General features: G+C 72.3%; 9 protein-coding genes and 1 pseudogene. 7 read left to right on the forward strand and 3 right to left on the reverse strand.

What is annotated here, in order from left to right:
- Positions 1-2: 2 nt before the first annotated feature.
- Together A4R43_RS12210 and A4R43_RS12215 are read right to left on the reverse strand one after the other, a co-directional pair.
- Positions 3-824: an NmrA family NAD(P)-binding protein gene (locus A4R43_RS12210; protein ID WP_205215308.1), complete on the reverse strand. Its 822-nt coding sequence runs from the start codon at positions 822-824 to the stop codon at positions 3-5.
- 47 nt (positions 825-871) lie between these two features.
- Positions 872-1,570, reverse strand: coding sequence for a helix-turn-helix transcriptional regulator (locus tag A4R43_RS12215; RefSeq protein WP_418190817.1), 699 nt, complete (start codon positions 1,568-1,570; stop codon positions 872-874).
- A 92-nt stretch (positions 1,571-1,662) separates the two neighbouring features.
- Between A4R43_RS12215 and A4R43_RS12220 the strand changes: the two genes are divergently transcribed.
- From A4R43_RS12220 to A4R43_RS12260, 7 genes and pseudogenes are all read left to right on the forward strand, one after another.
- A complete protein-coding gene (locus A4R43_RS12220) occupies positions 1,663-4,053 on the forward strand; it encodes a helix-turn-helix transcriptional regulator (protein ID WP_113692450.1) in 2,391 nt (796 codons plus the stop codon).
- 116 nt (positions 4,054-4,169) lie between these two features.
- The gene (locus A4R43_RS12225) at positions 4,170-4,604 is read left to right on the forward strand and encodes a hypothetical protein (RefSeq protein ID WP_236808934.1); all 435 of its coding nucleotides are present in this window, start codon (positions 4,170-4,172) and stop codon (positions 4,602-4,604) included.
- Positions 4,601-6,370 (forward strand): WXG100 family type VII secretion target, encoded by a 1,770-nt coding sequence (locus A4R43_RS44500; protein ID WP_162788422.1) that lies wholly within the window; start codon positions 4,601-4,603, stop codon positions 6,368-6,370. Before A4R43_RS12225 ends, A4R43_RS44500 begins: the two co-directional genes overlap by 4 nt.
- The gene (locus tag A4R43_RS12245; protein WP_113692452.1) at positions 6,367-7,134 is read left to right on the forward strand and encodes an ESX secretion-associated protein EspG; all 768 of its coding nucleotides are present in this window, start codon (positions 6,367-6,369) and stop codon (positions 7,132-7,134) included. The genes A4R43_RS44500 and A4R43_RS12245 overlap by 4 nt, the downstream gene beginning before the upstream one ends.
- Before the next feature lie 14 nt (positions 7,135-7,148).
- Positions 7,149-7,430, forward strand: a pseudogene (locus tag A4R43_RS43950) (type VII secretion target); the annotation flags it as partial.
- A 275-nt stretch (positions 7,431-7,705) separates the two neighbouring features.
- A complete protein-coding gene (locus A4R43_RS12255) occupies positions 7,706-8,293 on the forward strand; it encodes a YbaB/EbfC family nucleoid-associated protein (protein WP_113692454.1) in 588 nt (195 codons plus the stop codon).
- A 20-nt stretch (positions 8,294-8,313) separates the two neighbouring features.
- The gene (locus tag A4R43_RS12260) at positions 8,314-13,152 is read left to right on the forward strand and encodes an RHS repeat-associated core domain-containing protein (protein WP_113692455.1); all 4,839 of its coding nucleotides are present in this window, start codon (positions 8,314-8,316) and stop codon (positions 13,150-13,152) included.
- On the opposite strand, the gene A4R43_RS12265 is transcribed toward A4R43_RS12260, so the two are convergent.
- Positions 13,143-16,529 (reverse strand): TM0106 family RecB-like putative nuclease, encoded by a 3,387-nt coding sequence (locus tag A4R43_RS12265; RefSeq protein WP_113692456.1) that lies wholly within the window; start codon positions 16,527-16,529, stop codon positions 13,143-13,145. The two genes, A4R43_RS12260 and A4R43_RS12265, sit on opposite strands and share 10 nt — an antisense overlap.
- Positions 16,530-16,677: the final 148 nt, after the last annotated feature.

Consider the following 16,677-nt stretch of genomic DNA (forward strand, 5'->3'; position numbering starts at 1 on the left):
TGTCACCGGAAGGCGGCGGCGTGCTCGGTGGCCCACGTGCGGAAGGTGCGCGCGGGCTTGCCGAGCAGCCGCGCCACGGTGCCGGTCACCCGTTCCGGTATCTCCACAAAGGACCGCCACGCGGCCAGCCTGGCCTCGGCGAAGGCGCGGTCGCCCCAGATCTCGGTGAACCGCTCCAGCGCGATCTCCGGCGCCAGCTCCCGCCACCGCACCTCACGCCCGACCACCTCGCCGATGGTCCGGACCAGTTCGGCCTGCGGAACGGACTCGGGCCCGGTCAGCACGTACTTGCCGCCGTGGTGCCCGGTCGTGGTGAGCACGTGCGCGGCGACCTCGGCGATGTCCCGTTCGTGGAGCAGCGAACGCGACGCCTGGCCGTAGGGCAGTTCCACCACGCCACGCCGGATCTGCGGCGCCCAGGCCAGGGTGTTGGCAGCGAAGTCGATGGCACGTAGAAAGGTCCAGTCCAGTCCGGTGCCGCGGAGCTGCCGCTCGATCTCCTGGTGGAAGCTCGACGGCGGCTCGCCGTCGGCCAGGTCGGGCACGTCCGCGGACAGGTAGACCACCTGCCTGGCGTGCTCGGCGATCAGCTCGACCACCCGCGGCTCGACCGGAATGCCCGGCCACACCAGGAAAACCCGGTCCACCCCGGCCAGCGCGGGCACCAGGGTGTCCGGGTGGGAAAGATCACCGGCCACGCCGCCGGGCAGTCCGCGCGGATCGCGCGCGAACGCCCTGACGGCGGCGCCGGTGTCACTCAACGCGGCGAGCACCTGCCCGCCGACTCTGCCGGTCGCGCCGGTCACCAGGATCGTCTTCCGCACCCGCGCGACGGTAGAACCTCGAGCTGGCTCGAGGTCAACACCCCGGCTCAGATCAGGCCGAGGCGAAGTGCGTGCGCCACCGCGTGCGTGCGGTTGCGCAGGTCGAGGCGGGTCAGCAGGCCGTGCAGGATGTTCTTCACCGTGCGCTCCGAATACGCCATCTCGGCGGCGATCTCCGCGGTGTCACGGCCTTCGGCGAGCAGGCGCAGCACGTCGGTCTCCCGGCGGGACAGCCCGCTCAGCGTCAGGTCACGCGGCTCCAGCACCTCGCGCTGCAGGCGCGTCACCCCTTTGAGCAGCTCCCCGAGTTGCTCGGCGGGCAGCGCCCCACGGCCCTGGTAGGCGTCGTTGATCGCGTGCAGCAGCCGCGCGGTGGTCGCTTCCTTCCTGGGCAGCAGCACCGCCAGGCCGTGCTCGACCGCGGTCAGCAGCTCGGCGGGACGGGGATCGTCGGCGACCAGCACCACCCGCGCTTCCGGGTTGATCCCGGCGAGCACCTCGTGCAGCTTCCTGGTGCCGTCGGGCACCGCGACCACGACGTCAGCTCTGCTGTCTCTGCCGTCTCGGTTGTCCACCAGGTGGACACCGGGCTTGCTCTTCAGCTCGCCGGAAACCCCGGCGAGGACAAACGGATCCGCGGCCAGCACCGCCACCCGCACCGCCGACGGGACCGCGCGCAGCGCCGGTTTTCCCGGTGGAGCGGGGATTCGGCTGGTGGGCAAACTCGTGGACAAACTCGAGGTCACCACCGCAGTCAACCGGCTAGCACACCGGCAGACCAGGCGGAACAACCGGCAGCTTTTCGCGCCCGGCAATTCTGCCGGTTAAATGGACCGTGGTGAACGACGGACAGCGAACCGACGAGCCGGCCTTCGGCGCGCTCCTGCTCCGCCACCGCCGCGCGGCCGGGCTCACCCAGGCCGACCTGGCGGAGAACTCCGGCGTGAGCATCCGCGCGCTGAGCGACCTCGAGCGCGGCCGCGCGCAGGGCGCCCAGCGGCGCTCCGCCGCGGCGCTGGCCGACGCCCTCGGCCTGACCGGTGGTGCCAGGCAGGAGTTCCTCGAAACCGCCCGCCAGGGCCGCCGCCGCACCCCGCGCGCGGAGGAGGACGGCGAAAGCCCGCCGTCGGTCACGCTGCCCCCGGCCGTGCCGGATCTGCTCGGCCGCGAGGCCGAACTCGCGAAGCTGCACCAGGAAGCGGTCTCCGACACCGGCAGCGGTGTGGTGGTGTCCGTGGTCGGGCACCCCGGTGTCGGCAAGACGGCGCTGGCGGTGACCGTCGCGCACCAGCTGCGCGCCCAGTTCCCCGACGGTGCCTTCGCACTCGACCTGCGCGGCATGGACGAGGAGCCGGTCACCCCGCGCAGCGCGCTGACCCAGTTGCTGCGGGCGATGAACGTGCCACCGCAGCAGATCCCGGTGACCGTGCCCGAGCAGAGCGCGCTGTTCCGCTCGCTGCTGGCCGGGCGCCGCGTCCTGCTGCTGCTGGACAACGCCGCCGACGAGGCGCAGGTGCGCCCGCTGCTGGCGGCCTCGCCCGGCTGCCTGACGCTGATCACCTGCCGCAGCGCGCTGGCCGGGCTGGAATCCGCGCGCTGGCTGTGGCTGGAGCCGCTGGTCGACATCGGCGCGGTGGACCTGCTGACCGCCATCGCCGGTGAGGCCAGGGTGCGCGCCGAGCCGCGGGCCACCGCGGAACTGGTGGCGCTGTGCGGAAACCTGCCGCTGGCGGTGCGGATCGCGGGCAACCGGCTGGCCAGCCGCCCGCACTGGACGATCGCGTACCTGACCACGCAGCTGCGCAACGAGCGCACGCGGCTCAGCTCGCTGTCCGCCGGTGACCTGCAAGTGCGTTCGGCCTTCGAGATGTCACATCGGCGCCTTTCTCCCGCCGCGCGCCTGGTGTTCCGCAGGCTGGCGATCGTGCCCGGCCCGGACTTCGGCGCCGAACTCGCCGGTGTCGCCACCGGCATGGCCGAAGCCGACGTGCAGATCCACGCGGACGAGCTGGTCGACGCGAACCTGCTGCAGGCGGCGGCCTCCCCCGGCCGGTACCAGTTCCACGACCTGATCCGGATCTTCGCCGTGGAACGCCTGGAAGCCGAGGAAAAACCCGGCGACCGCGACCGCCACCGGCGCACCATGCTCGACCACCTGCTGCACACCGCGGCCGAAGCCGGGCGCGCGTTCATGCCGGACGCGCTGGTCGCACCGAGCCACGCCGCCCGCCGGTTCACCACCCGCGAAGCCGCCGGGGTGTGGCTCGACGTGGAGGCGGGCAACTGGCTGGCCGCGCATCGCGAAGCCCCGCAGGAGGGCCTGCACCGCGAAGTCGTCGAGCTGGCCCGCGCGCTGCACTGGTACTCCGACGGCCGCACGCAGCAGCGGCCGTGGGACGAGATCTTCCAGCGTGGCGTGGAATCCGCGCGGGCACTGGGAAACCAGCTCGACGAGGCGGTGCTGCTGAACTTCGTCGGCTGGGCGCGGTACTTCTGCTTCGGCGACAACGACGGCGGGCTCGCCGCGCACGACGAAGCGCTGGCGGTGGCCGTCGAGATCGGCGACAAGGCCGAGCAGGCGTGGGCGCTGGGCTACCGCGGTTCGGTGCTGATGCGGCTCGGCCGTCTCGACGAGGCGCTCGAAAGCGTGCGGCGCGCGGTGGACCTGGCCGAGGTGCTCGGGTTCTGGACCGGCGAGGGCACCATCCGCAACGCGCTCGGCCGGATCCTGCGGGTGCACGGCGAGCACGATGAATCGCTCGCGGTGCACCGCGGGGTGCTCAGCGACGCCGATGCCCGCCGTGCCGAGGCGAACCCGGACACCCGCCGGTTCCTGCGCTCGGTCACCCTGCTCGACGTCGGCAGCACGCTGCTGGCCATGCGTGACTGGCAGGAAGCCGCACGCACGCTGCGGGAGGCACGCGGCTACTTCGAGGAGTCCGGGTTCCGCATCGAGGAGGCCGACACCGCGATGCACGAAGGCATCGCGCGGCGTGAGGCCGGTGAGTACGACGTGGCGCGCGAGTGCTTCGAGCTGGCGCTGAGCGTGTTCACCGGGGTGGCGAACCGCTGGAAGCGCGCCAACACCCTGGCCGAGCTGATCACCATGCTGGAGCTGATGGACGACCCGACGGCCGACGAGTACCGGGCGGGCGCGCTCGCGCTGTGCGCCGAGCTGAAGACGGACGCGGCGGCCGCGCTGGCCGCCCGGCTGCGCCACGAGGGGTGACCGGGCAGCACCCGGTGTCGGATCGGGCAGCACCCCGCGCACCGGGCTGAACGCGGTCCGGTTCTCCGCTTGACTCGCGGGGAAACGACAACGGTCGATCCCAGGGAGCCCGAACGGTGGCCGAGGAAGAAGCAGTCGCTCAGCAGCGGCTGATGCCCACCCAAGCGACGGTGGTCGCGCTGGCCGCACGCGTGGAGCGGCTGCGGAAGCAGGTGGAATCCGGCGATCTCGCGGTGGACCCCGGCGTCGGGGAAGAAATCCGCAGCATGCTCACCGAGCAGATGGACCAGGTCGACGTGTGGCTGCGCCGGTCCATCGACCTGGCGCGCCAGGCCCCGCTCGGGCAGAACCCGGTCGCCGAGGCGATGGCTGGCAAGTTCCAGCAGCGGGCCGGTGACGCCGACTCCGCTCTCGCCGGTGTCCTGACCCCGTACCGCGAGTTGCTGGCCAAGGCCCACGAGACGGTCGGCGTGGCCATGCAGCGCTACGGCGACTTCGAGCACCAGTCGATCGATCTGCTCCGCACCGCCAACGGGGAGACCAACGCGTGAACGACGACAACGAGCGCGATCCCGCCGACCTCGCGCTGACGCAGACGCAGAACTGGCGGTCGCGAAGCCACCGCGAACTCTACGAATCGGTGCACCTCGGCAACGACCCCGGTCAGGTCGGCCAGCTCGGCGAGGAGTGGACCGGCATCGGCGCGGAGATGAGCGAGCACTCGCGCCGGATGGGCGAGCGCATCCAGGCCACCGAAAGCGGCTGGCGCGGCAAGGGTGCCGACTCCGCGCGCGAGTCGGTGATGGAGCTGGTGCAGTGGTCGGGCAAGGCGGCGACCACCGCCGAGGAGGTCGGCCGCCGGATCGGCGAGCAGGGCCGGATCATGGAGAACGCCAGGTCCGCGATGCCCGAGCCGGTCGAGTTCGACTGGCAGGCGATGGTCACCAACGGGTTCGCCACCGGCGGGCTGGCCGGGTTCGCGATGGCCGTGCAGGACGTGCGTGCCAAGAGCGAGGAAGCCAACTCCGCGCACGAGCAGGCGGTGCGCGTGATGTCCGACATGGAGACCGCCTCGCGTGAGGTCGACAGCGCCACCCCGCGGTTCGAGCCGCCGGTGGTGAAGGCACGCGCGGAAATGGCTTTGCTGCGCCCGATGAGCGTCGGCGAGCCGATGTCCGAAGTCGACAACGCCGACGCGGCCGGTGGGGGCGGCGGCGCGGCCGGTGGCTCGGGCGGTCCCGGCGCACCCGGTGGCGAGCACGAGACGCTGCGGCGCACCCAGCAGCAGGGCACGCCCGCGCTCGAACCGTTCCAGACCGGCACCACCACCGCGGGCTTCACCGGGCCGGGCGGCGGTCCCGGCGGTGGCGGTCCCGGCGCACCGGGCATGCCGAACATTCCGGGCGTGCCGAACCCGGCCGCGGCGAACCTCCCTGGCGGAGGCACGCCCGGTGGTGGCGCCCCGGGCATGCCGCCGCTGCCGAACCTGCCGGGTGGCGGGCCCGGCGGTGCTGGTTTCACGCCGAAGTCCGTGCCGGACAGCACCCGCCCGCAGAACGCGCCCGGCTTCACCATGCCGAACATGCCGGGTGGCGGGGTGCCGGACACCGGCCCCGGACCGCGCATGCCCGGTGGCACCACACCGCAGAGCGTGCCCAACATCCCGATGCCGAACATCCCGCGTGGTGGTGGCGGCCCCGGCAGCGAGGACACGATCCGGCAGAAGACCGTGCAGCCGCCGAAGATGCCTGACTTCACCGGGCCGGGCGGCTCGAACTACACCCCGGGGAACCCGTTCGGCGGGCCAAATCCCCACAACCCGAACAATCCCCACGCGCCCCGGCCGGGCGCCAACCCGCCGCAGATGCCGCGCTTCACCCCGCCGTCCGGTCCCGGCGGCCTCAGCTTCGGCGGTGGTGGTGGCGGCGGCGCCGGTGGCTTCGGCCCGGGCAGCGGCGGCGGTGGCGGGGCCGGTGGCTTCGGTCCCGGCAGCGGTGGCCCGGGCGGCGGTGGTGCCGGCGCGGCCGGGTACGGCCCGCAGGGTCCCGGCGCGTCGACCGGCTCCGGCCCCGGCGGCCGGATGCCCGCGGAGGGCTTCGGCCCGCGTGGTGCCGCGGGTGGTCCCGGCGGCCCGGCGGGCATGGGTGCGCCGATGGGCGGCATGGGCGCCGCCGGCGCCGGCCGTGGCCAGGGCGACGAGGACAAGGAGCGGCGCTCCGCCGCGTACATCCAGGGCGAGGAGATCTTCCACGTGCCTGGTGAGGACCTGCCGCCGCCGGTGATCGGCGCGCGCAAGAAGAAGCCGGAGCAGCAGTGAACACCCCCGACTTCGTGCTCTCCGCCCACGAATTCGACATCGTCTGGGGAGAGCTGGACCTGGGCAGGCTGCCCTATCCGCTGGACGTGCCGAGCACCGGGCGCACGGTCGAGCAGCGCGCGCAGCTGGCCGCCGAGGTCTACCGCGAGCTGGCCGACCGTGGCCTGGCGCGCGGCCAGCGGGTGGACGCCGACCTGGAGTCCCTGCTGTTCCTGCTCTCGGAGTACGACATCGCGGTGGACGCCATCGGGCACATCGGTTATCCGGTGCGCGCGCTGGCCGCCGCGCGCGGCAACAGCGCGGTGCTGGCCGTGCTCGCCGGTGGTGAGCTGTGGTTCAAGCAGATCCGGCCGACCGCGCTGGCCCGGTCCATCGTGGAGGTGCTGCCGTCGGCGGATCCCGGCCCGGGGCAGGCGATGTCGGTGCCGTACCAGGCGCTCGCCGCGGCGGCCGAGCCGCAGGAGGACGAGGACGACCCCTACGGCGGCGATCTCGACGAGCGGGTGGTGCTCAGCCGCGCCGGGGTGTCCAGGAACGACGCCGGGGCGCTGGTGGAGCTGGCGAACAACCGCAAGGCGGGTGGCCAGCTCGGGGTGACCGTGGGTGGCAGGCGCAGCGAGCGCGTGCCGACGCTGGTCACCTGGTTCGACACCCACCAGGGCCGGTACCTGATGGTGCGCGAGGACTCGTGGCTGAGCATCGCGCCCGCCGACAACGAACGCATCGAGCAGCGGGTGGCCACGGTGCTGGCCGGCGCGCGCTGAGGGGGAAGGCTGTCATGTCGTTTGAGGTGGAGACCGAGGACCTGGTCGCGCACGCGAGTCATCTGGACGGGGTGGCCGACCGGCTGAACACCGCGCTGGACGCGGCGAAGACGGTGAGCATGGACGACAGCGCCTACGGGCTGCTGTGCTCGTTCCTGCCGCCGATCGTGAACCCCATGGAGGAGAAGGGGGTCGAGGCGATCGGCGCCGCGGTGGAGGGGGTCACCATCACCGCGGACAACGTGCGCAAGGCGGCGGAGTCGTACCGCGAGACCGACAAGTCGCACATCAAGCCGCTCACCAAGTTCCAGGAAGACGCCGAAAGCACGAAGGTGGTGGAGCTGGCGGGGACCACGGGCTCGGCGTCCACCGGAACTCCGGCGCACCGGGTGGAACCGTTCCAGCGCGCCCAAGTGACCCCGGATCACGCCGTCGAAGCCCGCTTCAGTCCCGCTTTGCAGGCCGACCGCGCAGTCGAAGCCCGCTTCAGCCCGGCCGAGCAGGGTGAACCCAGGATCACCCCGCCGCAGCACACGAACCGCATCATCTGAGCCCGAGTTAGGAAGCAGCCATGACCAACGGACTGGGCGCACTCGGCCGGGACCCGTCGCAGGTGGAAGCCGACATCGACCGCTGGGCGCAGGGGTTCGCCGAGAAGGCGCAGCGCTACCAGGCCGCGCAGGCGCGGGTCGAGCAGATCCGCACCACCGCGAGCAGCCAGGACGGCACCGTGCGGGTGACCGTGCGTGCCGACGGCAGCGTCACCGACCTGCAGTTCAGCGACCGCATCCGGCAGATCGCGCCCGCCGAGCTGTCGGCGATGGTGCTGCGCACCATGCAGGCCGCGCAGGCGCAGGTGGTCGGCCAGGTCGGCGAGACGATGCAGGCCACCCTCGGTGACGAGGACCAGGAGACCCGCTCGCTGATGATGGACGAGCTGCGGACGCGGTTCCCCGAGCCCGACCCCGAAGCCGAGGCCGAAGCGGCCGCGGTCTCGGAGAAGTGGGACTACGACGACAGCGAAGACACCCCGCCACCCGCGCCACCCGCGCCCCCGGCACCGCCCGCGCCTCCAGCGGCCGGGCCGACCCGACGTCCGCGCCGCCCCGACGACGGTGACGAAGACATCGATCCCGACTTCGATCCGCTGCGCGACTGACGGAAAGCTGAGCAAAGGCCGTGGGCAATCCGCTGGTAGCCGAAGTCCAGGACTCGACGACGGCCATTTCGGGCATTCCGATCCTGGAGTCGATCGACGAGACCAGCAAGGCGATCCAGAGCGGTGACTGGGCGGCCGGAGTGCTCGGCGCGGCCGGGACCGCGCTGGATGCCCTCGGCATGGCCATGGACCCGTTCGGGTCCATCCTGGCCGCCGGCGTCGGCTGGCTGATGGAGCACGTCGGCCCGTTGTCGGACGCGCTCGACGCGCTGACCGGCAATCCCGACGAGATCAAGGCGCATTCGGAGACGTGGAAGAACGTCGGCACCGAGCTGTCCTCGATCAGCGCCGACCTGGCCAAGATGATCGAGGAGGACACCGCGTCCTGGATCGGCCCGGCCGGGGACGCCTACCGCACCCGCGGCGCCGACACCGCCACGCTGATCAGCGGCGCCCAGTCCGCCGCCGAAGGCGCCTCCAGCGGCATCGGCACCGCGGGCGAGGTCGTCGGCGCGGTGCGGTCGCTGGTCCGCGACATCATCGCGGAGCTGGTCGGGCATCTGATCAGCTGGGCGCTCCAGGTGCTGTTCACCCTCGGCATCGGGCTGGCCTGGGTGGTCCCCCAGGTCGTCGCCGCCGTGGCCAAGACCGCCGCCAAGATCGCCGACCTGACCAAGAAGCTCGTTGACGCCATCCGCAAGCTCTCGCCGCTGCTGAAGAAGCTCACCGACTCCTTCGGTGAGGCGTCCCAAGCGCTCAAGAACATCAAGGGCGGCAAGCTGGACAAGCCCGACACCGTGCGCTCCGGCCCCGACACCACGCCCAGCGGCGCCCCGCCCACCCCGAAACCCCCGCCCGGCCAGAGCAACGGCGGCGGTGGTGACACCACCCCCAGCGGTGCCAAGCCCGACCCGACCCCGTCGAGCAGCAGCCCTCCCCCGCCACCCACGCCGAAGTCACCGGACCCCACTCCGGCACCACCACCGCCACCGGCCCCGAAGCCACCGGCCACCACGCCGAGCAGCAGCAAGCCGAACACCCCGCGCGACCGGTCCGTCGAGGCCGGGAACCGGAACTGCAAGTCCGACCCGGTCGATGTCGCCACCGGCGAGGTGATCCTCGAGCAGACCGACCTGGAGCTGCCCGGCCTGCGCCTGGCGCGCGTGCACGTGTCCTCCTACCGCGCCGGGCGCTGGTTCGGCCCGTCGTGGGCGTCCACAGTGGACCAGCGGCTGGAGGTCGACGCCGCGGACATCTGCTACGTCGGCGCGGACGGCGTCATCCTGGTCTACCCGCTGCCCGCCACCGGCGAGCCGGTGCTGCCGGTCGAGGGCCCGCGCTGGCCGCTGTCCCGGCACGCCGACGGCGGCTTCACCATCACCAAGCCGGACGGCGCACTGCACTTCGGCGGCAGCGGGCCGGTGCGGCGGCTGCGCGCGCTCGACGGTTCCGGCGGCGAGCGGATCGAACTGGCCTACGACGACAACGGCGCGCCCGCGCTGCTCACCCATTCCAGCGGCGTGCGTGTGCGGTTCCGCTCCGACGGCGCCCGCCTCACCGAGCTGAGCGTGCTCGGCGGCGACCGGACCCCGGACGTCGTCGTGCTGAGCTACCGCTACGACGAGCGCGGGCGACTGTCCGAAGTGGTCAATTCGTCCGGCCTGCCGACCCGCTTCGACTACGACGCCGACGGCCGGATGACCGGCTGGCAGGACCGCAACGGCGTCTGGTACCGCTACGTCTACGACACCAACGGCCGCTGCGTGCGCACCGTCGGCGACGGCGCCTTCCTCGACGGCGCGTTCACCTACGACCGCGAACGCCTGCTCACCACGCACACCGACTCGCTCGGCCACACCACGGTGTTCGAGCTGAACGAGGCCGGGCAGACCATTCGGGAGACCGACCCGCTCGGCGGCGTGACCAGCTTCGAATGGGATCGCTACGACCGCCTGCTCAGCCGCACCGATCCGCTCGGCCGCGTCACGCGCTACGCCTACGACGGCGGTGACGCGAACCCGCGGCAGGTCGTCCGCGCCGACGGCAGCGTGGTCACCCTCGACCACGCCGGTGACGTGCTGACCTCGGTCAGCGTGACCGACGGCAACCGGGTGTGGCGCCGGTTCTACGAAGCCGGGGCCGCGCCTGACCCCACAACCGGCGCGGTGGGCATCGCCAGCGCGTACCGGACGGATCTCGCCGTCGAACAGCCACCGCGGCCGGACTCGGCCGATCGTGACCAGTTCGGCAGGCCGCGGTCGGTGACCGAGGCCGGTGGCGGCCGGGTGCGGCTGGGCTGGACCGTCGACGGCAAGCGCGCCTCGCGCACCGGCCCGCGGTCGGAGCGCGCGATGTGGCGCTACGACGGGGAAAGCAACGAAGTCGAGCACATCGACGAACTCGGGCAGGTGACCCGGCGCGAGTACGGCCCGTTCGACTCGCTCACCGCGGTCGTCGATCCCACCGGCGCGCGCACGGAATACGCCTACGACACCGAACTGCGCCTGGTGTCGGTCACCAATCCGGCCGGCCGCGTCTGGACCTACCGCTACGACGCCGCGGGCAGGCTCTCCGGCCAGACCGACTTCGACGGCCGGAGCTGGACTTACCAGCACGATGCCGCCGGCCAGCTGGTGCGCTCCACCGGCCCGGACGGCGCCGTCACCGAATACCACTACGACCTGCTCGGCAACCTCGCCGAAATCCGCACCCCGGCCGGGGCCACCACCTACGCCTACGACCCGGTCGGCGAGGTCGTGCGGGTGGCGTCGGCGAATTCGGTGGTGGAGTTCGAGCGTGACGAGTACGGCCGTGTCGTCCGGGAGTCGGTGGACGGGCTGGCCGTCACCTTCGCCTACGACGCCGATCGCCGCACGATCCGGCGGCGGACCCCGTCCGGTGCCGAGAGCGAGTGGTCCTTCGACGAAGAGGATCGGCCGGTTTCGCTGGCCAGCGCCGGGCACACCGTGCGTTACCGGCTCGATGAGGACGGCCGCGCCGTGGCCCGCGACGTCGATGGCGCCAGCGTGCTGGAGCAGTCGTTCGGCCCCGGTGGCAGGCTGACCGCCCAGCACCTCACCGCCGCGTCCCTTCCGGTGCAGCGCCGTGGTTTCGAGTACCGGGCCGACGGCAGCCTGGCCGGGGTGCACGACGAGCACGCCGGTCCGTCGCGGCTGACCCGCGACGCCGCCGGCCGCATCACCGCACTGTCCACTGTGCACGGACAGGAGGAACTGCGGTACGACCCCGCGGGCAACCTCGTGCCCACCGGCCCGCAGGTCGAGTACGACCACCTCGGCCGCCGCGTCCGGCAGCGCGAAGGCGACCGGACCTGGGAGTACGGCTGGACCGGTGACCTGCTGACCGGGCTGCGCACCCCGGACGGCCACCAGTGGCGCTACCACTACGACCCACTGGGCAGGCGGATCGCGAAGCAGTGCGTGCGCCCCGGCGGCTCGGTCGCCGAGTCCTTCCGGTTCGTCTGGGACGGCACGGTGCTCATCGAGCAGGAGCACGTCGATGCCACGGGCGCGCGGTGGATCACCACCTGGGACCGCCTGCCCGGCAGCGCCGCACCGGTCACCCAGCTCGAACGCGGCCCGGCGGGCATCCGCTTCCACTCCGTGGTCACCGACGCGCTCGGCACGCCGACGGAACTGGTCGACGAGCGCGGGCACCTGGCCTGGCGCGGCCGCCGCACGCTGTGGGGCCGGGAACTGCCGTCACCGGACGCCCGCGCCGCCATCCCGCTGCGCTTCCCCGGTCAGTACGCCGACGCCGAATCGGGCCTGCACTACAACGTTTTCCGCTACTACGACCCGGCGACCGCGCGCTACCTCAGCCAGGACCCGCTGGGCCTGGAGGCCGGGCCGAACCCGACCGCCTACGTCACCGACCCGTTCGCCCAGTTCGACGCGCTGGGGCTGATGGACTGCTCCCAGACCACGCCGTCGGGCAGCGGAAACGGCAGCCCGCCACCGGCCAAACCGCCCGCATCGCACAACGCGGGCAACTCGGGCGGCAGCACGCCGACGCCCACCCCCGCGCCGAACAAGGGCAAGCGCAAGGCCGACGGCTCGGGGAATCCCCCGCCCGCCAAGAAGCCGAAAACGGACGAGCTGTTCAAGAAGCGCCCGCCGTTCAACAGCGCCACGAAGAAGGAGCACGCGAACCAGAAGGCCGACGCGAACCACCCGGCGCACGGCAGCGGTGGCGACTACGACGGCCGCCACATCATTTCGTGGCAGACCATGCGCGACAGCATGCGGTCCTGGGTGGACGAGAAGTACCCGCCGGGGCACCCGGACCGCGACGCGATGGTCAAGAAGTACGGCGACGAGCTCAAGGCGATGAACACCAAGATCGAGAACCTGCCGCTCGGCGAGGGCGAGATCAACTCCTCGCTCGGGCGCGTGGTGGACAACTTCACCGTGGTCGAGCAGCGGATCGACGGCACCTACACGCCGTCGGGCAAGGACCGGCCGGACTCGCCGATCGCGCCGAGCGAGGCGTTCGACAAGTCGGGCGGGTACTCCAAGGAGCACCGCGCCGAGTTCGCCAACGAGATCTTCAAGGCGGCGGACGAGATCAAGGACCCGGCCGCGCGCAAGGAGTTCCTCGACGATGTGAAGTTCTCCTCCGACTTCGACTGGCCCGGCGGGGACACCGCGCAGCACAAGGAATGGAAGACCATCCGCAACGAGTTCGAAAACCTCCGCCAGCACCCCGGCGACTACACCCCGGCCCACGTCGACGACCTGATCAGCCGGTTCAAGGGCCTCGACGCGCCGTCCGGGAGCCATCCCGGCGTGGCGGAGTGGAACTCGCGCCCCAACAAGGGCACGGCCGGTCAGGGCTGATCGGGGTACGGCCGCGCGCCGGCCATCAGCCCGACCAGGCCGGACACCAGCCGCATCTGCTCGACCGTGCGGATGTCGGCCTCGACCAGGCGCGGCGAGCAGACCAGCACCGCGACCGCCTGAGCACGCGACAACGCGACGTTCAGGCGGTTGCGGGACAGCAGGAAGTCCAGGCCGCGTGGCAGGTCCACCGCCGAGGACGAGGTCATCGTGGTGAGCACCACCGGTGCTTCCTGGCCCTGGAACCGGTCCACCGTGCCCACCCGCACGCCGGGAAAGCCCGCCTTCTCCAGCGCCCTGCCGACCACCCGCGCCTGCAGGTTGTACGGGGCCACCACCAGGATGTCGCCGTCGTCGAGCGGGCGCACCTCCCCGTGGTCCGTCCACTTGCGACCGTGCAGGGACCGCACGATCCGGACGATCTCGGCGGCTTCCTCGACCGAGCGCGTGGTGTTGCCCCGATGGTCCACTTCGGACACGTACAGCCCGGCTTCGATGCCGTCGATCCCCCGGTCCGCCGCGGTCGGGTGCGCGTGCAGCCTGCCCGCGTACGAAAGCCGGGAGACCGGCTCGCAGACCGCCGGGTGCATGCGCCGGGACTGGTCGAGGAAATAGCCCAGTTCCGGCGGGATCACGTCGGCCTCGCCGATCAGGTGCCCGAGCGCCGACGCCTCCGCGCCCGCCGGGTGCGTGCCCTGCACCACCTGCGGCAGCTGCTGCGGGTCCCCGAGCAGCACCAGGTTCCGCGCGCACATCGACACCGCGAGCGCGTCGGCCAGCGCGAACTGCCCGGCCTCGTCGACGATCAGCACGTCGAACGGCTCGGCCCGCAGCGCGGTGTTGGCGAAGGTCCACGCGGTGCCGCCGACCAGGTGCCCGGTGTCGTGCTCGGTGCGCCAGCGGGCGAGCGCGTTGTTGTCCTTCGGCTGCTCCCACGGCAGTTCCGGGTCCGGCGCCTTGCGCGGGCGCTTGGCGCACGGCAGTTCCGGCGCGTTCGCCATCGCGGCGGTCAGCACGTTCTCCACGGCCTTGTGGCTGTTCGAGGTGACGGCGACGGTTTTCCCGGCACGCACCAGGTGCGCGATCAGCTTGCCGGCCAGGTAGGTCTTGCCCGCGCCGGGCGGGCCCTGGACGGCCAGCGCCGAGCCGTCGAGCGCGTCCACCGCCTCGATCACCGTTGCCACCAGGTCGTCCCCCGGTTCCGGGAGCTTCTTCCTCTTGCGCAGCCGCGGCGGCAGGCGGCGCAGCAGGTCGACGCCGGGATGCGGTGGCAGTTCCGGAAGCCGGTCGACCACCAGCTGCGCGAGGTCCGCCACCGCTTCGTCCTTGGGCGCGGGCCGCACGGGATCGCCGGGCAGCACGGCCTGCGGACGGTCCACAGTGGTCTCGTCAGGCTTGCTGCTCTCTTCGAGCGTCAGCTCCTCAGCCGAGGCGGCGACCACACGCGCGTCGCGTGACGCGGCCCCGTAACGCAGACGCACCTTGTCGCCGGTGGTGAACGGGTGCGGGTGCTCGGGATCGGTGGTGAGGGTCAGTGACCGCTTCGCGGTGCGGGCGCGGCCGGTCGGCGGCACCCACTCCCCCGCGTGCACCGAGACGGGGACCGCGCAGCTGGTGTCGGTCTCCAGATCGGTCAGCGGCGCGGCGAGCTGGCGGAAATGCTCCCACCACGCCGGATTTGTCTCACGGCGGTGGTAGCCGACGGACGCGGCCAGCAGCGCCTTGGCGCGGTCGGCTTCGGTGAAGTCCACCGGGTCCGCGGGCAGGCCGTCCAGCAGCGGGTCGACCAGCGCGGCCAGGCGCGCGGCGCGTTCGGCCCGGCGCTGCGCCGCGACGTCGTCCGACGCATCACGCAGCAGAGCGTCCACTTCGGACTCATCCGGCGCCGGAAGTGGTTCGATCCCGGCCTTTTCGCGGATCTGGTGCAGGAACTCGAACAACCGCAGGGTGGACACGCAGTCGTATTCGTTGTAGTCGCTGATGCCGCGCAGCACCTCGGCGGCCTGCTCGTCCTCGCCGAGCTGCGACAGGGTCAGGTAGTCCTCGTACGCCTCGATGCTCGACACCGCTGTCTTGACGTCGCCGTCGCGGGCCTCGGGCATGTACAGCGGTTCCAGGTACTTGGTCGAATAGGACCGCTGGGAGACCAGCAACGCCTTACGCACCACGGCGTACAGGTCGATGAGCACGCCGCCGCGCAGCAGTTCGTCGACCTGTTCCTCGCGCGTGCCGTGCAGGGCGGCGAGCTGCTTGAGCGCGGTGACCTCGTAGGGCGCGTAGTGGTAAACGTGCGCGCCGGGATGCTCGGCGAGTCGTGCCACGGTGAAGTCGACGAACTGCTCGAAGGCCCGCTTTTCCTCCGGGCGGGAATGCGCCCAGAACGGGGTGAACCGCTGGCCACCGTCCGTGGTCACCGCGCCGAACAGGTACTCCAGGCCGGTGCCGCCGAGCGCGTACGGGTCGCCCTCCATGTCGAAGAAGACGTCGCCGGGGCTCGGCGCGGGCAGCGCGGCCAGCGGCTCCTCGTCGAGGATCTCGTAGCTGACCTCGCCGGTTTTGTCCTGTTTGACCTGGATCTTCGCCTGGGCACGCAGCGTGGTGAAGCTGGCCGCGGACAACTCGCGCGGGCGATCCCCGGGTTCGGCTTCCGCGAGCGCGTCGATCGTGCCCAGCCCGGCCTCGGCCAGCTTGCGCCGCTGGTCGCTGCGCATGCCCGCGACCAGCGAGAGGTCGCGGTCGGCCTCACGGCCGGACGCGCAATGGTCGGCGAACCCGCAGCTCGCGCATCCAGGACGCGGGTCGGCCCACAGTCGCTCGGGCAGCCGGGCCGGTCGGGCCAGCAGGCGCGCCCGCAGTCGCCGCAGCAACGGCAGGAAGTCGTCGACGCGCAGCGTGCGGGTGCTGCCGTCGCCGAGGAGGAGGTGCATGTTGGGGCCCGCGGGCCAGCCGGCGCTGCGGAGGGCGTCGGCGTACGCGGTCAGCTGGAGGACCGCCGCGGGCCGCGCGTGCCGGGCGAGCTTCGTGTCGTACACCTCGTAGCGGCCCTGGTCGTCACGCAGCAGGAAGTCGGCGCGGCCGGTGAACTCACCGTCGTCGAAGACGGCCTGGTAGACCACCGGCGCCCCGGACCACAACGCCACCGCGGTGTCCGCGACGGCCGTGGCGTGGTCGGTGTGCTCGATCTCCACCACGGCGTGCTTCTCCCCGCGGAAGCGGTTGAGCGTGGCCGCCTCGTGGGCGCGGCCGTGCTTGACCGCGAGCTGGTCGGCCCCAGTGCCCGGGCGAGGGGCACCCGGGAGACCCGCCGCGAGCGCTTGCTTGAGCACGCTGCGGTGCTCGCACTCGAGGAGGTCGGCAAGATCGGATGGGGTGTACATCGCCGGGCAGTCTCCCCCGCCACCCGCCCCCAGCCCACCACCGACACGCCCGACGGCGATTTCTTGGGGCTGACCAGGCGTGATCCGGTCCGTGGCCCCTGCCTCACACCCCACGGAGGGGACGCGCTAAGCTTCTCTGCATCACGCC

It is taken from the genome of Amycolatopsis albispora, from assembly GCF_003312875.1.
Taxonomy (GTDB): domain Bacteria; phylum Actinomycetota; class Actinomycetes; order Mycobacteriales; family Pseudonocardiaceae; genus Amycolatopsis; species Amycolatopsis albispora.

Excerpts from the sequence above, each read along its gene's own strand:
- A4R43_RS12255 (WP_113692454.1), top strand. The coding sequence starts at position 7,706 with ATGACCAACGGACTGGGCGCACTCGGCCGGGACCCGTCGCAGGTGGAA.
- A4R43_RS12265 (WP_113692456.1), bottom strand. The coding sequence starts at position 16,529 with ATGTACACCCCATCCGATCTTGCCGACCTCCTCGAGTGCGAGCACCGC.